This is a genomic window from Leptospira bouyouniensis (genome assembly GCF_004769525.1).
Lineage (GTDB): Bacteria > Spirochaetota > Leptospiria > Leptospirales > Leptospiraceae > Leptospira_A > Leptospira_A bouyouniensis.
Window position 1 is genome coordinate 105,106 of record NZ_RQFT01000003.1, and the last position, 18,683, is coordinate 123,788.

Genomic DNA, 18,683 nt, shown 5'->3' on the forward strand with positions numbered 1-18,683 from the left:
GAAAGAGTTGGCAAGCAGATTTTACATGAGTGAATGGAATGAGATGAAAGCAGTCACCATCCTCAAATACGATGAAACCGAACCACAATTGGAACTCCGTGAAAAAGAAATTCCAACACCAAAAGAGAATGAAGTCAGGATCAAAATCCACCTTTCTCCCATCAATCCATCTGATCTGATGTTCATTCGTGGACTGTATGGATTCAAAAAAAAAGCTCCTGTCTCTGCTGGTTTTGAAGCCAGTGGTACTGTCGATGCAGTTGGCAGTGAAATCAAAACCCTGAAAGTAGGAATGTCTGTTTCTTGTGTGGCCCCTCAAAATGATGGGTCTTGGGCAGAGTATATGATCACTACTGAAGACAACTGTTTGCCGTTAGTAGATGGTGTTACACTTGATGAAGGTTCTAGTTTTTTTGTGAATCCGATGACAGCTTGGGCAATGGTCTCACGATGCCAAAAAGAAGGACACCAGGCGATGGTCCAAACAGCAGCTGCCAGTGCCCTTGGTAAAATGGTAGTTCGCCTTTGTAAAGAAAAAGGTATTCCTTTAATCAATGTTGTGCGAAAGAAAGAACAAGAAGATAGTTTAGCAGAAATTGGTGCTGAAAACATTCTCAATTCCACTTCACCCAATTACCAAAAAGAATTATTCAAACTTTCAAAAAAACTAAATGCTACCTATGCAATTGATGCAGTTGCGGGGGATACGGCTCAGTCTCTTGTGGAATGTATGCCTTATGGGTCCAAACTGATTTGTTATGGAGCGCTATCAGAAAAACCATTTGCTGTGAATTCAGGGATCATCCTTTTCCAAAATAAAAAAATCGAAGGATTTTGGTTATCCTCTTGGATTTATGAAATTGGATTGGAAGAATTTCAAAAACAAGCAAAGGAAGCACAAAAATATTTGAAGACAGTTTTCCAAACCAAAATCAATAAACGATTTAAATTTGAGGAATACAAAGAAGGTTTAGAATTTTATAAACAACATATGACGGAAGGGAAGGTCGTTTTTGGTCCGTAATTTAATTTCTACCTTTGGGATTTGTTTGCTGGTAACATTTGTTTTTTCAAATTGTATCAGCGATACAAAAAAAAATCTCGATAGCCTCAAAGCGTGTAAGTTTGATTTGGTGGATGTTCGCGTTGACCTAAAACCAAATCCAAGTTTTCCTCTCATACCTTTACTTGATTTATATCCACAAATTTCTGTCACCAATCCAAATCCTACCAAAGTCAACATTTACCAATTTGATTTGGACATTGAACTTGTTACTTCGCAAGGGAAGGAATACATTGGAAAACTCCAAAACGAGAGCCCCGTTGAAGTAGAACCAAATTCTGAAACTTTAGTTGTATTAAAACTAGTGCCTGAACAAAAGGGATCCATCCTTCCAAAACTTTTAATGTTAGCCAAACAACTTGGTGAAGCAGCGAGAAAAGGGGGAGAAGCAGAATTTGAAATCTACGGAACAGTGCAAGTGGATAGTGTTTTTGGAAAACTTCCAATACCAATCAGGGAAGTTTCTCGGATCAAATTAAAAAAATGAATTCAAATTCTTTGATTCGTTTCCTGCTGATCATTGTTAGTTGCATCGCATTGCAGTGCATACAAAATCGAGATGACTTGTTTTACTCTGCCGTCGAAGGAAACCAAAAAATATTCGAAAATTATGCACTCAAAAACTCAGCATGTGGCTCCAATAAACTACCAGGATCACTTGCCCTTGGAAGAGTCAAAATTGACGACGCAAAACTTTGTTTTAGAGCTATAGAACTCACAAGTTGTCCTGCATGGAATACTGAGGGTTTTATTCCTGATTCTTGTAAAGTGATTGGAACAAGTTTGCGATAGATATGTTGCGTTATTTATTTGATTTATCAAACGCTGAAATTTTTTTATTCGCAGCACTTGGACTCGCCGGTGTATTTTTAATCTTGTTTGGAAAATTACGGAAAAAAGAATCATCATCCAACTCAAAAACCAAACCAAGTTCTAGTGCAGATGATTCGAATCGAAATACGGATGGAAAAACCAAAAAAGATTCTAAATCTTCAAAAGATAATAATCTTAAGGTGATGGAGATATTTGACTATAATGGAACAAAAATCTTACACCAAGACGGAGCATATACGGTAAACGATCAAGGTGTTGTTACCAATTATATGAATTGGAATTTACTTCCAAACAAATACCAAAAAATGGTAAAAGAACTCGATAATCGTTCGTTAGGTGAAAAAGGAGAAGATTATTTTTTAGAAATGATCAATGGTTTTTATTATGTATCTCTGCCAGGTGGAAAAAAAAAGAGATACGATTCTATCCAAAGTATCCCGGCAGACATACGAAAACGACTAGGGGTTTAAAAAGACTAAGTAGATAATACTTCCACTTTCTTTTTAGATTTTACCTCTGATCTGTTCTTCCGATTTTCTAACTTCTCTTGTTTTTTCGCAAGGTCTCGATTAATTCCTTCTTCCAATACTTTTTTAGGAGGTTTTTTTAGATCCCAAACGATACCAAACCAACTGAGAACTTTAAGGATATAATACGTAACATCAATTTCATACCAATAAAAACCCTGGTTTACCGACGAACAGTAGTAATGGTGGTTATTGTGCCATCCTTCTCCCATCGTGAGTAGCGCTAACCAAACATTATTTTTACTTGTATCCCTTGAATCATAACGAACAGAACCATATACATGGGAAAGTGAATTGATGGTCCATGTAGCATGGCCTAAAATAAAAGTTGATACTGCATAACCATACACGAGCCAACCCCACCCACCAACGGCATAAAGTAAAATTGCATACGTTAATGGTGGGATCCAATGGTTCCGATCAAGCCATCTGAGCTCCGGGAATTTGTAAAAGTCAGGTATGAGTTTTGCTTCATAGTCATTATAATCGTCTCGCAAAAACCAAAACATATGCGAATACCAAAATCCTTTTCTACTTGGAGAGTGGATGTCTTTTTCTGTATCCGAATACTTGTGATGGTTTCTATGATGTGCCGCCCACCATAATGCACCCTTTTGCATAGACATCGAACCAATCCATGCCAATACAAATTGGAAGACCCTGGATGTTTTAAAGGAAGCATGAGAAAAATAACGGTGGTAAGCGCCCGTAATTCCAAACATACGGAGGAAATAAGAACCAACTGCAACCCAGACCAAAGTCCAGGAAAAGGGGACAGTAAAAACCGTTAAGACAGTCGCTTGTACAAGGAAAAATAAAACTAAAAAAAGGAGAGGTGCCTGTTCTTTGACAACAGGTTCCACGGAGGAAGATGCAGAATTCATTCAATAACCTATACCTATTGGAGTCTTTCCAACTCGATTGGTTGCAAAAAAATTCATTCTACTTGATTCCCGATTTGCCTCTCCTACCCTGTCCATAAACCCATGTCATCGAAAATCGTTGTCCAAAAATACGGTGGAACCTCAGTTGGTGACACCACCAAAATTAAAAATGTGGCGAAACGTATCAAACGTTACCACGACGAAGGCCAAAAAGTTGCCGTTGTAGTTTCTGCAATGGGACATACTACCGACGAACTTGTCGATCTTGCCGACCAAATTTCTCAAAATCCACCAAAACGTGAAATGGATATGTTACTCTCCACAGGAGAACAAGTTTCCATCGCATTACTCGCAATAGCTCTCAATGAGTTAGGAGTCCCTGCTCAATCTTTTACAGGTTCTCAGTTAAAGATTTTAACAGATGGAAACTTTTCTAATGGAAAAATCGAAATGATCGACAGGTCAAGAATCGACGAAGCCTTTAACAAAGGGAAGGTGGTGATTGTTGCTGGATTCCAAGGAATCGACAAAGATGAAAACATTGTCACATTGGGCAGAGGTGGAAGTGATACTTCTGCTGTGGCTCTTGCGGCGGCACTTGGTGCAGACGAATGTGAAATTTATACAGATGTAGATGGTGTATATACAGCTGACCCAAGAAAAATCCCGACAGCAAAAATGCACAAACAAATCACGTATGAAGAGATGTTAGAACTCGCAAGTCTTGGGGCCGGAGTTCTCCATTCTCGAAGCGTAGAATTAGGAATGAATTACAACGTGGTGATCCACGTGCGATCTAGTTTCCATGATAAACCGGGAACATTAGTTATGAGTGAGGATAAAATAATGGAAAAAATGAAAGTAAGCGGAGTAACAGCAAAAGGGGACCAAGCACGTGTTACCATCGCTGATGTAAAAGACAAACCAGGGATTGCAGCCGATCTTTTCACTCAATTATCCAACAAAGATGTCATTGTTGACGTGATCGTTCAATCTTCTCCAAGGGACGGTATCAATACTATTTCTTTTACCATTGCTAAAAAAGATATCAATGCAGCGAAACCAATTATTGAAGCATATGCAAAGGAACATGGAAATGGAAAAGCAGAAATTGACGAAAACATTTCGATAGTTTCGGCTGTGGGAGTTGGTATGAAATCACATGTTGGTGTGGCGGCAAAAATGTTCCAATCGCTTGCTGAAAAAAATATCAATATCGAGATGATTTCGACATCTGAGATCAAAATTTCTTGTGTCATCAAACAAAACCAAGCGGAAGACGCAGTAAAAGCTTTACATACTACCTTCATCGGGTAGATTTATGACCGTATGCAAAAAAGACCACGACTCCCTCGTCATCTAGTTTTCATTTTTGCTGCGGTTGTTAGTTTTTCACTCACCGTCCCTACCAATCCTCTCGGCTCCTACGAGTCTTTGAATGCGGTCCTTGCGATTGTTGGACCCAAATCTATTTCCACATTGGATTACGAAGAAGGAGTAGAACGGTATAAAAACCTTTCTCGTTTTTTTCCGAACTACCGAAAAAAAGGATCTCTCCATTCGCAAGTCATCGACTTTCTCATTGACAGAGCAGTCGTAGACAATGTTGCCGATGAAGAATCTATCCAAGTCAACGAAAAACGAATCGAAGCCGAAATCCAAAAAAGGATGGAAGCCCAAGGAATCAGTGATTTGGAACAATTTAAAAAATCGGTTCAAAACCAATTTAATCTCCCGTACGATGTTTGGTTAGACGATCTTCCTTACCAAATCAAAAAAGGACAACTTTTACAGATTAAAGTAAGTCCACCTCTTCCTTCAGAACAAGAAGTTCAAGCTTGGTATAACAAAAATAAGGCGAAAGTGGGAAATGAATTTAAATTCCGTGAACTCGTTTTTTCCCCTGCCAATTCGTCTATAGAAGAAGAGTCTCGATTGTTCAATGAACTCACCGAAATCCGAAACAAATCCTTACAAGACCCTTCCTTTTTTAAACTTGTTGCATCTGGACCAAGAAATGAATCTCGTTATCGATTGAATGGTGGACTTGTAAATTATGTTCCTACGTTTGAATTATACAAAACGCAACCCACGACTGCTTCTGTCCTAGCACAGGTTGGAGGTCAGGGAAAATTTTCAGAAGTATTCCGTGACGACAGAAAAAGATATTGTTTGGTATATATTGAAGGTATGAGACCAACCCCACTTGATGCAGTGAGAAAAGGTATCCAAGGATTTTTGTTTCGTGAAAAGGAACAAACTTCCTTTGAGGAATGGGTAGTAACCACACGAAAAAATACATCCATCACGATCTTTGATCCAATATATATCAAAGAACACAATATCAGTAATCCAGAAGAAAAGTACAATTCAGATTAATGATTAATCGTAAGGAATATAACCCTAGCTTTGCGGTTGTTTATTTAGACAACCAATCACTTACCTTTTTAGAATCCAATTTTGATCTAGGTGCCTTCGATTCATTCGTTAAAAAACTTCATAAAGTTTTTCCAAACTTAAACATTCATATGAATGTCTCCAAACTCATTAAAACGAAGTTAGAGAAAGAATCCTTATCAAAATTTTTTGTGTTTTATGAAACAATTCCCTCTGAAATCGATTTTATCAAAGAAATTGGAAGTTTACTTCCAGAATCTCAGTTCAAGGATCCGGAATGGGATGAAGTATGTTTTTTGTATTTCACAGGTATTTCACCGATCCTAAACTCAACACTGACGGAAAAAATTTGGAACCGACATAAAAACTTTTTCAGCCAATATTCCTATTCGGAAAACATTCCTCCTGGTCTCATTCCTACAGTCATTACTCGAGAGTTTTTAAGCTCCATACCAGAGCAACTAACAAGCGATATTCACTCGTTCTTTTTAAAGAACATCAACCAATATGATGTTGATATTTTTTTTCAATCTCCAGATTTACGCCAATTAAGATTGGATTTTCGTTATAACTCTCCTCGCTCAAAAATTCTCATCCAAGGTTTGCAAAAAATCTCTGATGACATTCCATATGAAAATTTACATGTTATCTTAAAACAAAATCCAGAATTGTTCCGAAGTGCTCCATCTTATTTAGAATGGGAAATTTATAAAGGATGTGAACTCTCTTGTATATTTTGTCCACGTGAGTTTACAGACAAAACCAATGATGGTAGTTTTGTTTCATTTGATTCCGTTAAAAAAACAATCAAACAATTTGAGGATCAGTTATTTTCACCAATCACTATCAGTTTGACAGGAAATGGAGAACCTCTTTTACACCCAGAATTTGTTTCAATTGTAAAAGAAATTCTTGGTTTATCCCAACTTAAAGAACTCATCATTGAAACTGCATTGTATAAGAACTTTGACCTTTTACATTCCCTAATCAGTGGATTGGACACGAAATACAAAGAAAAACTTTGTATCATAGCCAATATCACAACACTCAAGGAAGATACTTACCAATCGTTGTATGGTAAAAAAGGTCTATCACAAGTATTAGAATCAATTGACTCATTATCGAAAATACTACCTCAAAACTCACTTTATGTTCAAATGATCAAAATGAAGGAAGTAGAAGAAGAGATTGATCCTTACTTCACTTTTTTTGAAAAAAAAGGAATTCATATCATTTTACAAAAGTATAACAGTTTTGCTAAGCAACTACCAGAACGTAGGGTGAGTGATCTCACACCAATTCATCGAGATTTCTGTTGGCATTTAACTCGCGATATTTACCTTTCTGTCACTGGAGATGTATCTATTTGCAAACAAAACCAAACAAAAATAATTGGAAACATTTTCACCGAATCTTTGTTAGATGTTTGGATGAAAGGTCTTGATTCATTTACTAAAAGTTTTAACGGTGAACATGATAAAATTCCAGCTCCATGTCTGAATTGTGATGAGTGGTATACATTCAACGCATAATAGTTTTGCCTTTATTCAGGCAAGACTAGGCTCAACACGATTTCCAAAAAAAATTTTAAAACAAATTCCCGAAGGATCAGATTCAACTTTTTTGGACCATATACATCGTCGTCTGAAAACTGTTTTTGATTCAAACCAAATCGTATTTTTAATCCCAGAATCTGATATAGAATCCATCCAATATTTAAAAACAAAAGGGTATCTATATTTTTGTGGATCCGAATTAGATGTAAGAGATAGATTTCGGAAGGCGGCAAAACATTTTGGTGCAAAACATATTTTTCGCCTAACAGCTGACAATCCATTCATTGATATTGATTCCATTCGTTATTTATACGAAGCTATATTGGAAATGACGGAGAAATACTATAGTTTGTCTATGGAAGGTTTACCTTTGGGAATGGGAGTCGAATGTTTTTCCACAGATTCATTATTTTACCATTCTGAGGAAACAGAATTAGAAAGACATAAAGAACATGTCTCGTTACATATCAAAGAATTTCCAGAAATACACAGACAATATCGTCTTTCACCTCCTCATTTACAACGCGTAGATGCATTCCAACAATTAAGCAAAAATGAAATTTCAAAACTTAGAATCACTGTGGACGAATGGAAAGATTATGAATTGATATGTGAGATTTGGAAAACTTTGGGCGACAAAAACCCAAATTTTGGTGCTGAAGAAGTACTCCAACTGTACCAAAACAATCCTCATATGTTTTCACTTAATGCTTCAGTTGAACAAATCGTTTTTGAATTGCCCAAAAATGAAAAAACAAAAAAACAAGTGAACATACTGTATGGAAAGCCAGACGAATATGGATATGGACACTTTGAACGATGTAAATCATTATCGATATATTTGCAATTGTATGGATATGATGTAAAACTAACCAGCTCGTTTGACAATTCAGAAATAAATGTTCCTCACATCTTTGATATCCGAGAAAACGAGTTTTCCGTAAGAAATTCTTTTTTTATAGACAATGTAAACCATCCACCTAATAATACTAATGCGTGTTATTTTCTGCCTCATCCCTCCTATCCAATTTTGAATACAACGTTAGAGAAAGACAGTTTCACAAAACTTTCGTATTATAGTTCTCCCATTTCAGAAGTTGATCGAGGGTTGGGAACCAGTCCAGGCAAATTATTAGTGTATGCCGGCCAATTAGATGAAACCCAATCCGAACAAATCGATAATTTTTTATTACAGTTTCATCAATCAAAGATGAATTCACAAACTCCAATCTTTCAATCCATACTTCGTATTGGAGGAACCAAACCGAAAGATAATAATATTCAGTTTGTTCAGAGGATTCCTTATACTGAATTTTTAAAAGAAATGGAATCTTCTGAATGGATCTTTACTTATTTTGGCCAAACGATGATGGAGTGTGTAGCGAAAGGCAAAAAGGTGTGCTTATTTGGAATATCTGAAATCCACGAAACACTTGGTAAATTTGCAGAAAAAGAACTTAATATTCCTTATATTGGAACATTAACAGAGTTATCCAATTTACGCCATTTCCCGAAGAAAACAATACCTAAAAAAATCAAATATGTTCGCGATGCCCATATTCAAATTTTAAACTGGTTAAATTCCATTAATTCAGAAATATATGAAAATTAAAAAAGCTCTACTCCTTTCCATTCTAATCTTTTTTATGTCCTTCCTTTCATTATCGGCTGATGCAGAGGATCAAGAATCAATTGAGCTCAACGCAAAAATCGAAATTGAAAAGGTAAGTCGCAATATTATCAATGCACTTCGTTATGGCCGTTTTGTTTTGGCAGACTCAGAATGGAAAAAAATCCAATCGGACGTGTATAAAACTTTTGCTGAATATGATTATCTTAATGGAAGTTTGTTGTATTCACGAATGGAATGGCAAGAAGCCAAAGAAAGTTTAAATCGAACTTTAAAGAAAGAACCAAATCACGAAGCTGCAAGTTTCCTTCTTGGTATGATTTATGCTCAAGAAGATAGTTGGTCAGAAGCAAAAGAAACTTGGCTGGAAACCAATCAAATCTCTCCTTATAATCCTTTTTACCATTATAATTTAGGACTCGCTTATTATATTTTAAAAGATTATCCAAATGCGATTTCGTCCTTAAACAAATCATTAGAATACAAATCAAATTACAATGAAGCCAAATTGATTTTAGCGAAAACCTATTTGGAACTAAATCAAGTCGATAAAGCAAAAATCGAACTTTTGTCTATTTTGGAACAAGATCCTAAACATATGCAAGCATCTCATTTGATGGGTCGTGTCATTTACCTTATGGACAAAGATCCAAAAAAATCACTTACCTATTTAAAAAATCCAAGAGCGCTCGGTTGGAGAGAAAAGAAAGTATATGCTCGTTGTTATTTTGAAATGAGAAAATGGCGAGAAGCAGAGAATTTATTAAGACCGATCGCCTATTCTCCGTTTGCCGACGAGTACGACCAAAGTTTTTATCTAAACTTACTTCTCAATTTAGGATTTGATGAAAGAGCGAATGACTTTTTTCATTTTATCCAAAAACAATCGCAAAATGAATCAAAAATTGCAGAAGCTTATAGAATGTTACTTTCTTCGCGTGAAGGAAAAGATTTATTATATCACTACTTTAAATTGAGATACTAATGGAAGCCATTTTGCATTGTAAAATGTATGAATGGCCGCAAAAAACTTCTGAATGATAATACATCATTTCACTTCTATTTTAGATTTTAGAGAAATCGGATGCGGAAATAAGATAAACGGTTAAAAAACCAATTTAAAATAGAACATAAGCGATCAAATTTATGTTCTAAATCAAATTGGATTCATTTTACGAAACTACGATATCAGTTTTGGCTTGGGTATACTTCCATTCAACAGCTACACGGATTAATTTTTCGTTTTCTGTGATGCTGAGTTTAGACTTAATACGAGATCTTAAAGTTTCAATGGTAGATGGAGCAAGGCCCATATTGGCTGCGATTTCTTTTACAGGCATCCCTTCTCCAATCATGAGAAATACTTCTAATTCACGGTTTGACAATCTGTCGATTGGATCTTTTTCATCTTTCTGGGAAGCACGATACAAATGCCCAAGTAACCTTGTTGCTTGGGATGAGCTTACAAAATAATCACCTTTTAGTACTGTATGTATGGCTTCTACAATTTGTGTGGTAGTATCTTCCTTGAACACATAACCCATTGCACCTAGTTTAAAAGCGCGATCGACAAAGGTATCGTCCGTCAACATACTGATGATGATAACGGCGATATTTGGAAATGTTGTTCTAAGCTTTTTCAGAAGTTGCAAACCGTTTTGGTTTTGTTTGAGTTGGATATCAATCAAAACAAGTGTTGGTTGCATCTGTTCTATATCGTTAAATGCTTTTTCAATATTATCCGCACTTCCAATACATTCTAAATCTTCTGATTTAGCGATTAGGTTTTGTAGTGCATCGACTACAAGTGGATGGTCATCAACGATATAGACTTGTTTTTTCATAACTTCCGACTCTAAGATTCTTTTAATGCTGCGATCATTTCTTGCGTTGCTTTTTTACCATCGCCAAACAACATCAAACAGTTGTCAGCGATGAAAAGTGGATTGGGAACTCCAGCAAATCCAGGGCTCAAACTACGTTTGATTACTACGACTGTTTTTGCATTTCCTACATCCAATATCGGCATTCCAGCAATCGGTGATTTAGGATCTGTTTTTGCAAGTGGGTTTGTTACGTCATTTGCGCCGTTAACAATCACAACATCAACATTTTCGAAAGTACTATTGATCTCGTCCATCTCTTTCAATCGATCATAAGGAATATCTGCTTCAGCAAGTAATACGTTCATATGACCTGGCATACGACCAGCAACTGGATGGATCGCAAAGGTTACATCAATGCCACGAGCTGTCAAAAGTTGGTATAAATCTCTAACAGTGTGTTGCGCTTGAGCCACTGCCATTCCATATCCTGGAACAATCACCACACTTCTAGCAACATCTAGTAACATTGCCACTTCTTCAGCGCTAGTTGATTTCACTTTACCAGAGTAAAAATCGCCATCATCTTTCATTTCTGTAGCGACAGCCCCGAATCCACCGAAGAGAACATTCGTCAAACTACGGTTCATCGCTTTACACATGATTTGTGTTAGAATGATTCCAGATGCTCCTACAAGAGAACCGGAAATGATAAGCACATTGTTATTGAGAACAAATCCTGTTGCAGATGCTGCGATTCCCGAATATGAGTTTAGGAGTGAGATCACCACAGGCATGTCGGCTCCACCAATTGGAATCACAAGGAAGATACCGAGGAGTAAGCTAACGCCACTTAAAATCCAATAAATAGATTCATCTGTTGGCTCCAAACATCCATACACACCTAGTCCCACAGCAGTCAGTCCCACAAGAATTTTTACGAGTTGGTCACCTGGGTAACGAACTGCTTTTTCAGTGATAAAACCTTGTAATTTTCCGAAAGCGATAAAACTTCCAGAGAAAGTAATTCCACCAACAATGGCAGAGAACACAATTGAAACCACTTCTTGGTAATTTACGGCATACGAATACTTAGGGATGGAAAGTTGTAATGCGGCTCCAGCTACAAATACAGAAGCAATACCACCAAAACCATTTAAAACAGCAACAAGCTGCGGCATTGCAGTCATTTGAATTTTGATCGCAAGGATGATTCCGATTACGGAACCAATGAGAACACCAACAGCGATCCATTCATAAGATAAAATTTCACGATCAAAGAGTGTTGCGACTACGGCAATGAGCATCCCAAGGGCACCAAGGAAGTTTCCTCGAGTGGCTGTTTTTGGATGTGCTAATTGTTTGATGCCTACGATAAATAGGATGGATGCAATGAGATAAGCGAGATTTAAAATACTAACGAGTTCCATTATTTTGGTGCATCCTTTTTCTTAAACATGCCAAGCATTCTGTGTGTGACAAGGAATCCACCCACTACGTTGATAGTAGCGAAAATAACCGATAGTAATCCCAAAATTTTGGTGATATTACTTTCTTGGATCCCAGCAGCATAAAGTGCACCAATCAAGGTAATGCCAGATATAGCGTTGGAACCCGACATAAGTGGGGTGTGGAGGATGGGAGGGATTTTTGTGATGATTTCAAATCCCACGAAGATCGCAAGGACGAAAATCGTGACGGCTGTAACAAATATTTCCATAAACTAGTAGTAGTTATGGAAAAAATGGCCATTTTGGAAACAATATTTTAGGGAATTTTACGTAAACGAGGCCCACTTCCTAACTTTTGAACCAAATTTCCAGGGTATGGAATGAGTTTCTTAAATCGAAAATAGGTCCAAAACCCTTGTTTCCAAAGAGACGAATCAAAAATTTCGACTCCCAAGAGAACAAAAACATAATTTTACCGAATGATCGTGTTTTGGTTCTTAAAAGTTCATTGGAGCAACTAATAGAGACATAAAACTTCATCCAGAAAGTATAAGAAACGATATCTAACAATTGCTAACCTTATTATCTCAAATAAATCTATCCACATAATCATAGTTAGTTTATTCTTAGAAAAAACATTCTGACATAGGTTTCTCTCTTATAACATTGATTTGACGAATTTTTCATCAATCTGTAGCGACCTTCGCTAAGATTCGAAATCATCCAAGAACAAGAAACAATATACGTATTTTTTTAATTCGAAGGCAGGAAAGAAAAATAACTAAGGATTTCCCTAAAATAAATTGACTGTCTTTCCGAGTAACCGACTCTTGTTGAGCAACTTAAGGCCAAAAGCCTCAACATGGAGTACGATTTTGACAAATTTTAAAAACGTAAAAAATTTCTTTCGCATGATATATGGAACCATTAGGATTATAATATGTTTAACTTTTGTTACTTGTGAATCAAATAACTCAGACATTACGGCTATCGCTAGTGCACTTGCACTCGTTGCAAATAACAGTTCAACTTCTAGTAGTTCAGTAACATCTTCCTGCGCAACCACGGGGACTTGTAAAATATTCATCTCAAATCCAACTGCTCCTATGAATGCAGGTATTTCTGGCTTTGATAATCACTGTAACAATTCGGCAAATAAACCATCAGGTAGTCATACTTACAAAGCATTGATTTCAGATGGAGTAAAAAGAAGGGCCTGTTCTACAGCAAATTGCTCAGGTGGAACGTCTGAAAACATTGATTGGGTTCTCAAACCGAACCAACAATACAAACGAAAAGATGGAACCACAATCATCGCAACTACAAATGCCAATGGTATTTTTGTTTCTTCACTGACCAATGTAATTGATCCAGATATGTTTGATGGAGCTAGTGATCATGTTTTCACGGGTGTAAATGCAGACTGGACTCCTGGTGATGATTGTTCTGATTGGACAGGAATTGGAAATGCGATGACAGGAGCATATCTTTATGCTGATTTCCGAACTTTTGCAGAAAATTCAAGAAATTGTAATACTATGGTTGGAAATGTCTATAAAGGGAAAGCAATCTGTGTGGAACAATAGAGTCTCTTTATTATCCAAAAACAAATAACTTTTTCTCTTGTTGTTTTAACGAATCCAAAGGAACCGCTAAATTTATAGTGGTTCCTTTGCTATCACTCTTGATTCAAGCGATTTGTTTTCAGGGATCATTATTTGTTAACGAATCTAATCATTAGTTGGTATCATTTTTATGTTTGGATGAATAATATCTTTTAAATTGATTTTTGTTCATTTAGGTAATAGATCAATCCAAGGCATTCTCAATCGGAAAAATTCAAATGTTTTATCTGAGAGTTTTTGGTAACCTTTTTCTGTTAAATGACCCCCATCCAATAAATCTCCGCTTTTGATAAATAACTCCGAATCCAAACGTGGAACAAAAACGATTCGTTCCTTCATCAAAAGGTTTAATCTCAATACTGCTTCTGTTGGCCAAGGAAATTCAACATACCAAAAATTGATCACAAGTATATGATCACATTTTCCTTGAAGTAATGTAAGCGATTGGATTTGGTTTTGAATTGTTATTTCTAAATCTGATTCCCTTAGAAATAAATTTCCATAAAAATCATTCATCCCTCCATTAAGAATGCAAGCTTGGTATTTTGATTGGTCGGACTGAATTGTCTGTAAAATGTCTGATGATTTTCTTGCAGGGAAAGCATTTTTAATGACTACAAATGGTTTAAGTTGATCCTCTGGCCAAGATGCCATAATACTATCACCAAACATACCTAATGTGGGTCGAACGATACTAAAAATCAATTCATCGTTCTTATTCTTGGTTTTGTCACAGTGAACAAATTGTAATAACAATATTAATATAATTAGTTTGTTCATATAATACCTAAAACCAATATCATAAATTAGATGGTTTTAATTTTTTCATTTTATATTCAAAATTAATAATATTGAATTAAAAATGCATCAAAAGTTCCTAATTTAGCTTGTCCATCAAATCCACCAGAAGTAAATCCCGATACGTAAAGAGTCCCAAAACGATCAGCAGAAATTCCTCTCCCTGAAAGTTCAATTCCGTTATTTCCAGATAACCGTATCCAAATTAGGTTACCGTTAGAATCATATTTAGTTAAATGGGCGTCATTGTTTCCTACTTTTGGAATTCCAAGTAAATTTCCATTTGTTCCACCAAAGGTATAAACATTTCCTGAATTATCAGAATAAACTCCGTACGCATAGGTAAGACTACTTCCACCACCACCTAACAACCTTGTCCAAATTTTCTCTCCAAAAACATTCAATTTAGTTAAAAATTGAACAGTTGAACCGTCTTTTACGATACCATCTAAATTTCCGTTTGTATCACCTGATACATAAATGTAACCTTTCTGATCAACTGACATAGTCCTAATTTGCGTTGAGATTGTTATTCCACCTAAAACTTGAGCCCACTTAAAATTTCCATTTAAGTCTAACGATACAATATAAGAATCAGTTAGATTTCCAGGTGGAGTTTTTCCAAAAAAACTGGTCCCGCCACTTATTTGGCCTGCTACAAGAATTGACTGAGTTGTTGCTTCATATTGGATATTCTGTCCATATGATGAAATTCCAGTATTGTCAAAAAGTTTTGTCCAAACTAAATCACCAAGGCTGTTGTATTTTAAAACAAATGTATTCCTTCCTCCAGTCGCTGTCTGACCATTTAACAACTGCTCTTCAGTATTCCCGGTTATGTATACGTTCCCAAAATAATCTGAAGTGACACCGGCACCTAACGTTTCACTTGCTGTTGGAATCATCCTTGTCCAAAGAAGATTTCCTGAACCACTGAGTTTAATTAAAATTGCTCCTGCCCCAATGGATCCAAGCTCATTAAAAGGACTATTGGCCGAACCTACGATAAATATATTACCAAAGTTATCAATATGACTCATTTCAGCATATGTAGAGCTAGTTGTGGTACTACCCATTTGTTTTGCCCAGATCAATTGTCCATCTTGGGCAAACTTTGTTAATAGAATATCATTCATTGATGAAGGAGAAATTTTGTTTTGGCTATATACTGATCCAGATGTTGTACCGATCAAATACACATTCCCTATACGATCTACTGCGGTAGAATTTCCATAACTTTGGTATGTACCAGATTGCCCGATAATTTTTGACCATTGTTTGATGCCTTGATTATTCTGTGGAAATTCAATGCAATCCCAACCACTCAACATACATTTTAGAATTTGGGTCTCTACAAATGATTTAGATTGAATATCGGAAGAATTATTCAGTTCTACCGGCTTACAGTTTAAACTAATGAATTGGAGAAATAATATTAATAAATAAATTGCAATTTTTCGCATAACTTTAATTTGTATAAACTCTTTCATTATAACGTAACTAAATTGAGAATTGTTATAGAAGAATATTAACGATTTTAAATTGTTAATGCGGGATCTTCCAATCCAATTTCCGAGAACCCTTTGGCTCTTAGAATACAAGAATCGCATTTGCCACAAGGTTTTCCTTTGATTGGATCATAACAAGAATGCGTCAGATGTAGTGGAGCTTCCACTTCTATTCCCAGCTCTATGATTTCTTTTTTTCCCAAGTGTAGGAGAGGAGTTTTGATTTGGATGGAGTCACCTTTTCCACTCACACCTTTTTTTGTTCCGAGATTTGCCATCTTTTGAAAGGATTCGATAAATTCCGGACGACAATCTGGATACCCTGAGTAGTCCAGTGCATTCACTCCTATATAAATGGAATCATAACCGTGGCCCTCTGCTAAAGACAATGCAAACGATAAAAATAATATATTACGACCAGGTACATAAGTATTTGGAATTTCCTTTTCATCACCATTAAACAGTGATTTGGCGTTTTTTCTTACCTTAATTTTTTTTTCCGTTAGCGAACTTCCCAAAAAAAATCCAGGGTCCAATTTTTGGATCACATGTTTGATTCCAAGGGTTTTTGCTATTTTTTTACTTTTGATAAGTTCTATTTTATGTTTCTGGGAATAATCAAATGAGAGAGCAAGCAATGGTAATTTTTTATGTTTAGGATACCCAAATTCTTTGGCTGCAATGTAAAGGCAGGTGGTGGAATCAAGGCCACCTGACAGAAGTACAACGGCGCCTTTTTTTTCAGATTGGGATTTGTGATTGGAATCCGAAACGGAAACCATTTACTTTTTTGGACCCCTATAAACGCAGGAACTCGTACAAGTTTCATATAATGTGATTTTGTCTAGGAGTGGAAGTTTTGGTTTGAGTTGGTTCCAAAGCCAGACCGCTATATTTTCGCTAGTTGGATTTTCTAAACCTGGCACATCATTTAAAACATAATGGTCCAAATGTTCATCTAATATTGGTTTTACGATGGATTTCAGTTCACCAAAATCCATAATCCAACCTGTATGTGGATCGATTTCACCTTTTAGATATACAGCAAAACGAAAACTATGCCCGTGCATTCGTTTGCATTTATGCCCTTCGGGAACGTTGGGCAAAAAATGGGCGGCTTCAAAACCAAAGGTTTTGGAAAGTTCGATCTCTTCCATCACTCTTCCGTTGCGTATTCTGTAAATAGAGACTTTTGGTTTCCCGCATGGTCTTGGAATTCGACAGGGTAATTGGATGTAAAACATGCATCACAAAAACCTCCACCTTTATGCCCTTCAACTGCCTTGTGCATTTTGTCTAATGTTAAATACGCAAGTGAATCGACACGAAGGTACTTTTGAATTTCTTCAATGGTGTGTGTTGAAGCTATGAGTTCCTTATGCGTCGGAATATCGATTCCATAATAACAAGGGGCAACAGTGGGTGGTGCGGAAACACGGAAATGGATTTCTTTGGCACCAGCATTTCGGATCATTTTGATGATCTTCCGGCTAGTAGTCCCACGCATCACCGAGTCATCGATGATGACAACACGTTTTCCATTCACAACTTCTTTCACTACGTTGTATTTGATTTTGGCACCGAAGTCACGGATCTTTTGGTCTGGTTCAATAAAGGTTCGACCTATATAATGAGAACGCACCAAACCACTTTGGTAGGGGATTCCTGATTCTTCGCTATACCCTAGCGCAGCAATATTTGCGGAATCGGGTACAGGGATGATCACGTCAGCTTCAACTGGCATAACACGCGCTAGCTGGCGTCCCAAAGATTTTCTCACTTTGTAAACAGATTCTTCAAAGATATAAGAATCTGGTCTTGCGAAATAAATATATTCAAAAATACATAGGCTTGGTTTTGCTTTCGGAAATGGGTAAAGAGAGCGCACTCCCGTATGGTCAATCACAACCATCTCACCAGGTTCGACATCCCTTACGTATTCTGTGTCTGTTATATCAAAAGCACATGTTTCGGATGCGAACACAATCGCTCCATCGGAACGTTTCCCCATCACAAGCGGACGGAATCCATTGGGATCACGAACAGCAATGAGGTATCTTGGAGTCAACACTAACAGAGAGTAGGCACCACGCACCTGAGCGAGAGATTCACAAAGTGCTTCGAGTAAATCTGATTTATGACTTTTGGCCATCAAGTGGACAATGACTTCTGAATCAATGGTGGTTTGGAAAATGGATCCGTCTCTTTCCAGGCGGTTTCGGATGTCCCAAGAGTTCACGAGGTTTCCATTATGAGCAAGTGCCACAGGACCTAAGTGAGATTCCACTCGGATGGGCTGAGCATTCCTTAAAAAACTCGCTCCCGTTGTGGAATACCGGTTATGGCCAATGGCCGCATCCCCAATGAGCTCTTTGATCTTCGGTTGGGTGAAGATATTTGCCACAAGGCCCATATTGGCATACCGGTATAGATGGGAACCATCGGTAGAGACAATCCCACTGGACTCCTGGCCTCGGTGTTGCATTGAGTACAAACCTAGGTAGGTAAAATTAGCAGCTTCCTTGCTATTGTAGATGCCGTATATGGCACATTCTTCTTTTGGTTTGTCAGATTGGAGAATCATTGT

At 36.9% G+C, this 18,683-nt stretch carries 19 protein-coding genes; 10 read left to right on the forward strand and 9 right to left on the reverse strand.

Annotated features, from left to right (window positions below):
- Window positions 1–25: 25 nt before the first annotated feature.
- The 4 genes from EHQ43_RS02060 to EHQ43_RS02075 are packed head-to-tail and all read left to right on the forward strand — an operon-like array spanning window position 26 to window position 2,367.
- Window positions 26–1,024: a zinc-binding dehydrogenase gene (locus tag EHQ43_RS02060; RefSeq protein ID WP_135770019.1), complete on the forward strand. Its 999-nt coding sequence runs from the start codon at window positions 26–28 to the stop codon at window positions 1,022–1,024.
- A 25-nt stretch (window positions 1,025–1,049) separates the two neighbouring features.
- On the forward strand, window positions 1,050–1,550 hold the full coding sequence (locus EHQ43_RS02065) for an LEA/WHy family protein (protein WP_244242598.1): 501 nt from the start codon (window positions 1,050–1,052) through the stop codon (window positions 1,548–1,550).
- Complete coding sequence (locus EHQ43_RS02070; protein WP_135753662.1) at window positions 1,547–1,855, forward strand: LIC13255 family lipoprotein; 309 nt, start codon at window positions 1,547–1,549, stop codon at window positions 1,853–1,855. Before EHQ43_RS02065 ends, EHQ43_RS02070 begins: the two co-directional genes overlap by 4 nt.
- A gap of 2 nt (window positions 1,856–1,857) precedes the next feature.
- On the forward strand, window positions 1,858–2,367 hold the full coding sequence (locus EHQ43_RS02075) for a hypothetical protein (RefSeq protein ID WP_135770020.1): 510 nt from the start codon (window positions 1,858–1,860) through the stop codon (window positions 2,365–2,367).
- Between the two features lie 5 nt (window positions 2,368–2,372).
- Here EHQ43_RS02075 and EHQ43_RS02080 read toward each other — a convergent pair whose 3' ends face one another.
- Window positions 2,373–3,308: an acyl-CoA desaturase gene (locus EHQ43_RS02080; protein ID WP_135753664.1), complete on the reverse strand. Its 936-nt coding sequence runs from the start codon at window positions 3,306–3,308 to the stop codon at window positions 2,373–2,375.
- A gap of 102 nt (window positions 3,309–3,410) precedes the next feature.
- Here EHQ43_RS02080 and EHQ43_RS02085 point away from each other — a divergent pair, with 102 nt between their 5' ends.
- From EHQ43_RS02085 to EHQ43_RS02105, 5 genes are read left to right on the forward strand one after another with little or no spacing between them, the layout of a single operon-like run.
- A complete protein-coding gene (locus tag EHQ43_RS02085) occupies window positions 3,411–4,625 on the forward strand; it encodes an aspartate kinase (RefSeq protein WP_135740353.1) in 1,215 nt (404 codons plus the stop codon).
- A 12-nt stretch (window positions 4,626–4,637) separates the two neighbouring features.
- Window positions 4,638–5,687 carry a putative peptidyl-prolyl cis-trans isomerase gene (locus EHQ43_RS02090; RefSeq protein WP_135740352.1) on the forward strand — a complete coding sequence of 350 codons (1,050 nt, stop codon included), beginning with the start codon at window positions 4,638–4,640 and terminating at the stop codon, window positions 5,685–5,687.
- Window positions 5,687–7,237, forward strand: coding sequence for a spiro-SPASM protein (locus tag EHQ43_RS02095; protein ID WP_135770021.1), 1,551 nt, complete (start codon window positions 5,687–5,689; stop codon window positions 7,235–7,237). Before EHQ43_RS02090 ends, EHQ43_RS02095 begins: the two co-directional genes overlap by 1 nt.
- Window positions 7,212–8,873 carry a cytidylyltransferase domain-containing protein gene (locus EHQ43_RS02100; protein WP_135770022.1) on the forward strand — a complete coding sequence of 554 codons (1,662 nt, stop codon included), beginning with the start codon at window positions 7,212–7,214 and terminating at the stop codon, window positions 8,871–8,873. Before EHQ43_RS02095 ends, EHQ43_RS02100 begins: the two co-directional genes overlap by 26 nt.
- A gap of 34 nt (window positions 8,874–8,907) precedes the next feature.
- Window positions 8,908–9,876: a tetratricopeptide repeat protein gene (locus tag EHQ43_RS02105; RefSeq protein ID WP_341867034.1), complete on the forward strand. Its 969-nt coding sequence runs from the start codon at window positions 8,908–8,910 to the stop codon at window positions 9,874–9,876.
- Window positions 9,877–10,063: 187 nt separating this feature from the next.
- Here EHQ43_RS02105 and EHQ43_RS02110 read toward each other — a convergent pair whose 3' ends face one another.
- The 3 genes from EHQ43_RS02110 to EHQ43_RS02120 are packed head-to-tail and all read right to left on the reverse strand — an operon-like array spanning window position 10,064 to window position 12,434.
- Window positions 10,064–10,735, reverse strand: a complete 672-nt coding sequence (locus tag EHQ43_RS02110; RefSeq protein WP_135740348.1) for a response regulator transcription factor — start codon at window positions 10,733–10,735, stop codon at window positions 10,064–10,066.
- 11 nt (window positions 10,736–10,746) lie between these two features.
- Window positions 10,747–12,144, reverse strand: a complete 1,398-nt coding sequence (locus EHQ43_RS02115) for an NAD(P)(+) transhydrogenase (Re/Si-specific) subunit beta (protein ID WP_135753667.1) — start codon at window positions 12,142–12,144, stop codon at window positions 10,747–10,749.
- On the reverse strand, window positions 12,144–12,434 hold the full coding sequence (locus EHQ43_RS02120; RefSeq protein ID WP_035983036.1) for an NAD(P) transhydrogenase subunit alpha part 2: 291 nt from the start codon (window positions 12,432–12,434) through the stop codon (window positions 12,144–12,146). The genes EHQ43_RS02115 and EHQ43_RS02120 overlap by 1 nt, the downstream gene beginning before the upstream one ends.
- A 606-nt stretch (window positions 12,435–13,040) precedes the next feature.
- Here EHQ43_RS02120 and EHQ43_RS02125 point away from each other — a divergent pair.
- Window positions 13,041–13,751, forward strand: a complete 711-nt coding sequence (locus EHQ43_RS02125; RefSeq protein WP_244242599.1) for a DUF1554 domain-containing protein — start codon at window positions 13,041–13,043, stop codon at window positions 13,749–13,751.
- 207 nt (window positions 13,752–13,958) lie between these two features.
- Here the strand turns inward: EHQ43_RS02125 and EHQ43_RS02130 are convergent, their stop codons facing one another.
- The 5 genes from EHQ43_RS02130 to purF all read right to left on the reverse strand — a co-directional run bounded on the left by EHQ43_RS02130 (window position 13,959) and on the right by purF (window position 18,680).
- On the reverse strand, window positions 13,959–14,570 hold the full coding sequence (locus tag EHQ43_RS02130) for an SGNH/GDSL hydrolase family protein (RefSeq protein WP_135770024.1): 612 nt from the start codon (window positions 14,568–14,570) through the stop codon (window positions 13,959–13,961).
- Between the two features lie 62 nt (window positions 14,571–14,632).
- The gene (locus EHQ43_RS02135) at window positions 14,633–16,078 is read right to left on the reverse strand and encodes an SBBP repeat-containing protein (RefSeq protein ID WP_244242600.1); all 1,446 of its coding nucleotides are present in this window, start codon (window positions 16,076–16,078) and stop codon (window positions 14,633–14,635) included.
- Window positions 16,079–16,125: 47 nt separating this feature from the next.
- Window positions 16,126–16,878, reverse strand: coding sequence for a 7-cyano-7-deazaguanine synthase QueC (gene queC / locus EHQ43_RS02140; protein WP_135770025.1), 753 nt, complete (start codon window positions 16,876–16,878; stop codon window positions 16,126–16,128).
- The gene (gene queD / locus EHQ43_RS02145; RefSeq protein ID WP_012387208.1) at window positions 16,879–17,253 is read right to left on the reverse strand and encodes a 6-carboxytetrahydropterin synthase QueD; all 375 of its coding nucleotides are present in this window, start codon (window positions 17,251–17,253) and stop codon (window positions 16,879–16,881) included. It lies immediately after the preceding gene.
- On the reverse strand, window positions 17,253–18,680 hold the full coding sequence (gene purF, locus EHQ43_RS02150) for an amidophosphoribosyltransferase (RefSeq protein WP_135753671.1): 1,428 nt from the start codon (window positions 18,678–18,680) through the stop codon (window positions 17,253–17,255). The genes queD and purF overlap by 1 nt, the downstream gene beginning before the upstream one ends.
- Window positions 18,681–18,683 lie beyond the last annotated feature (3 nt).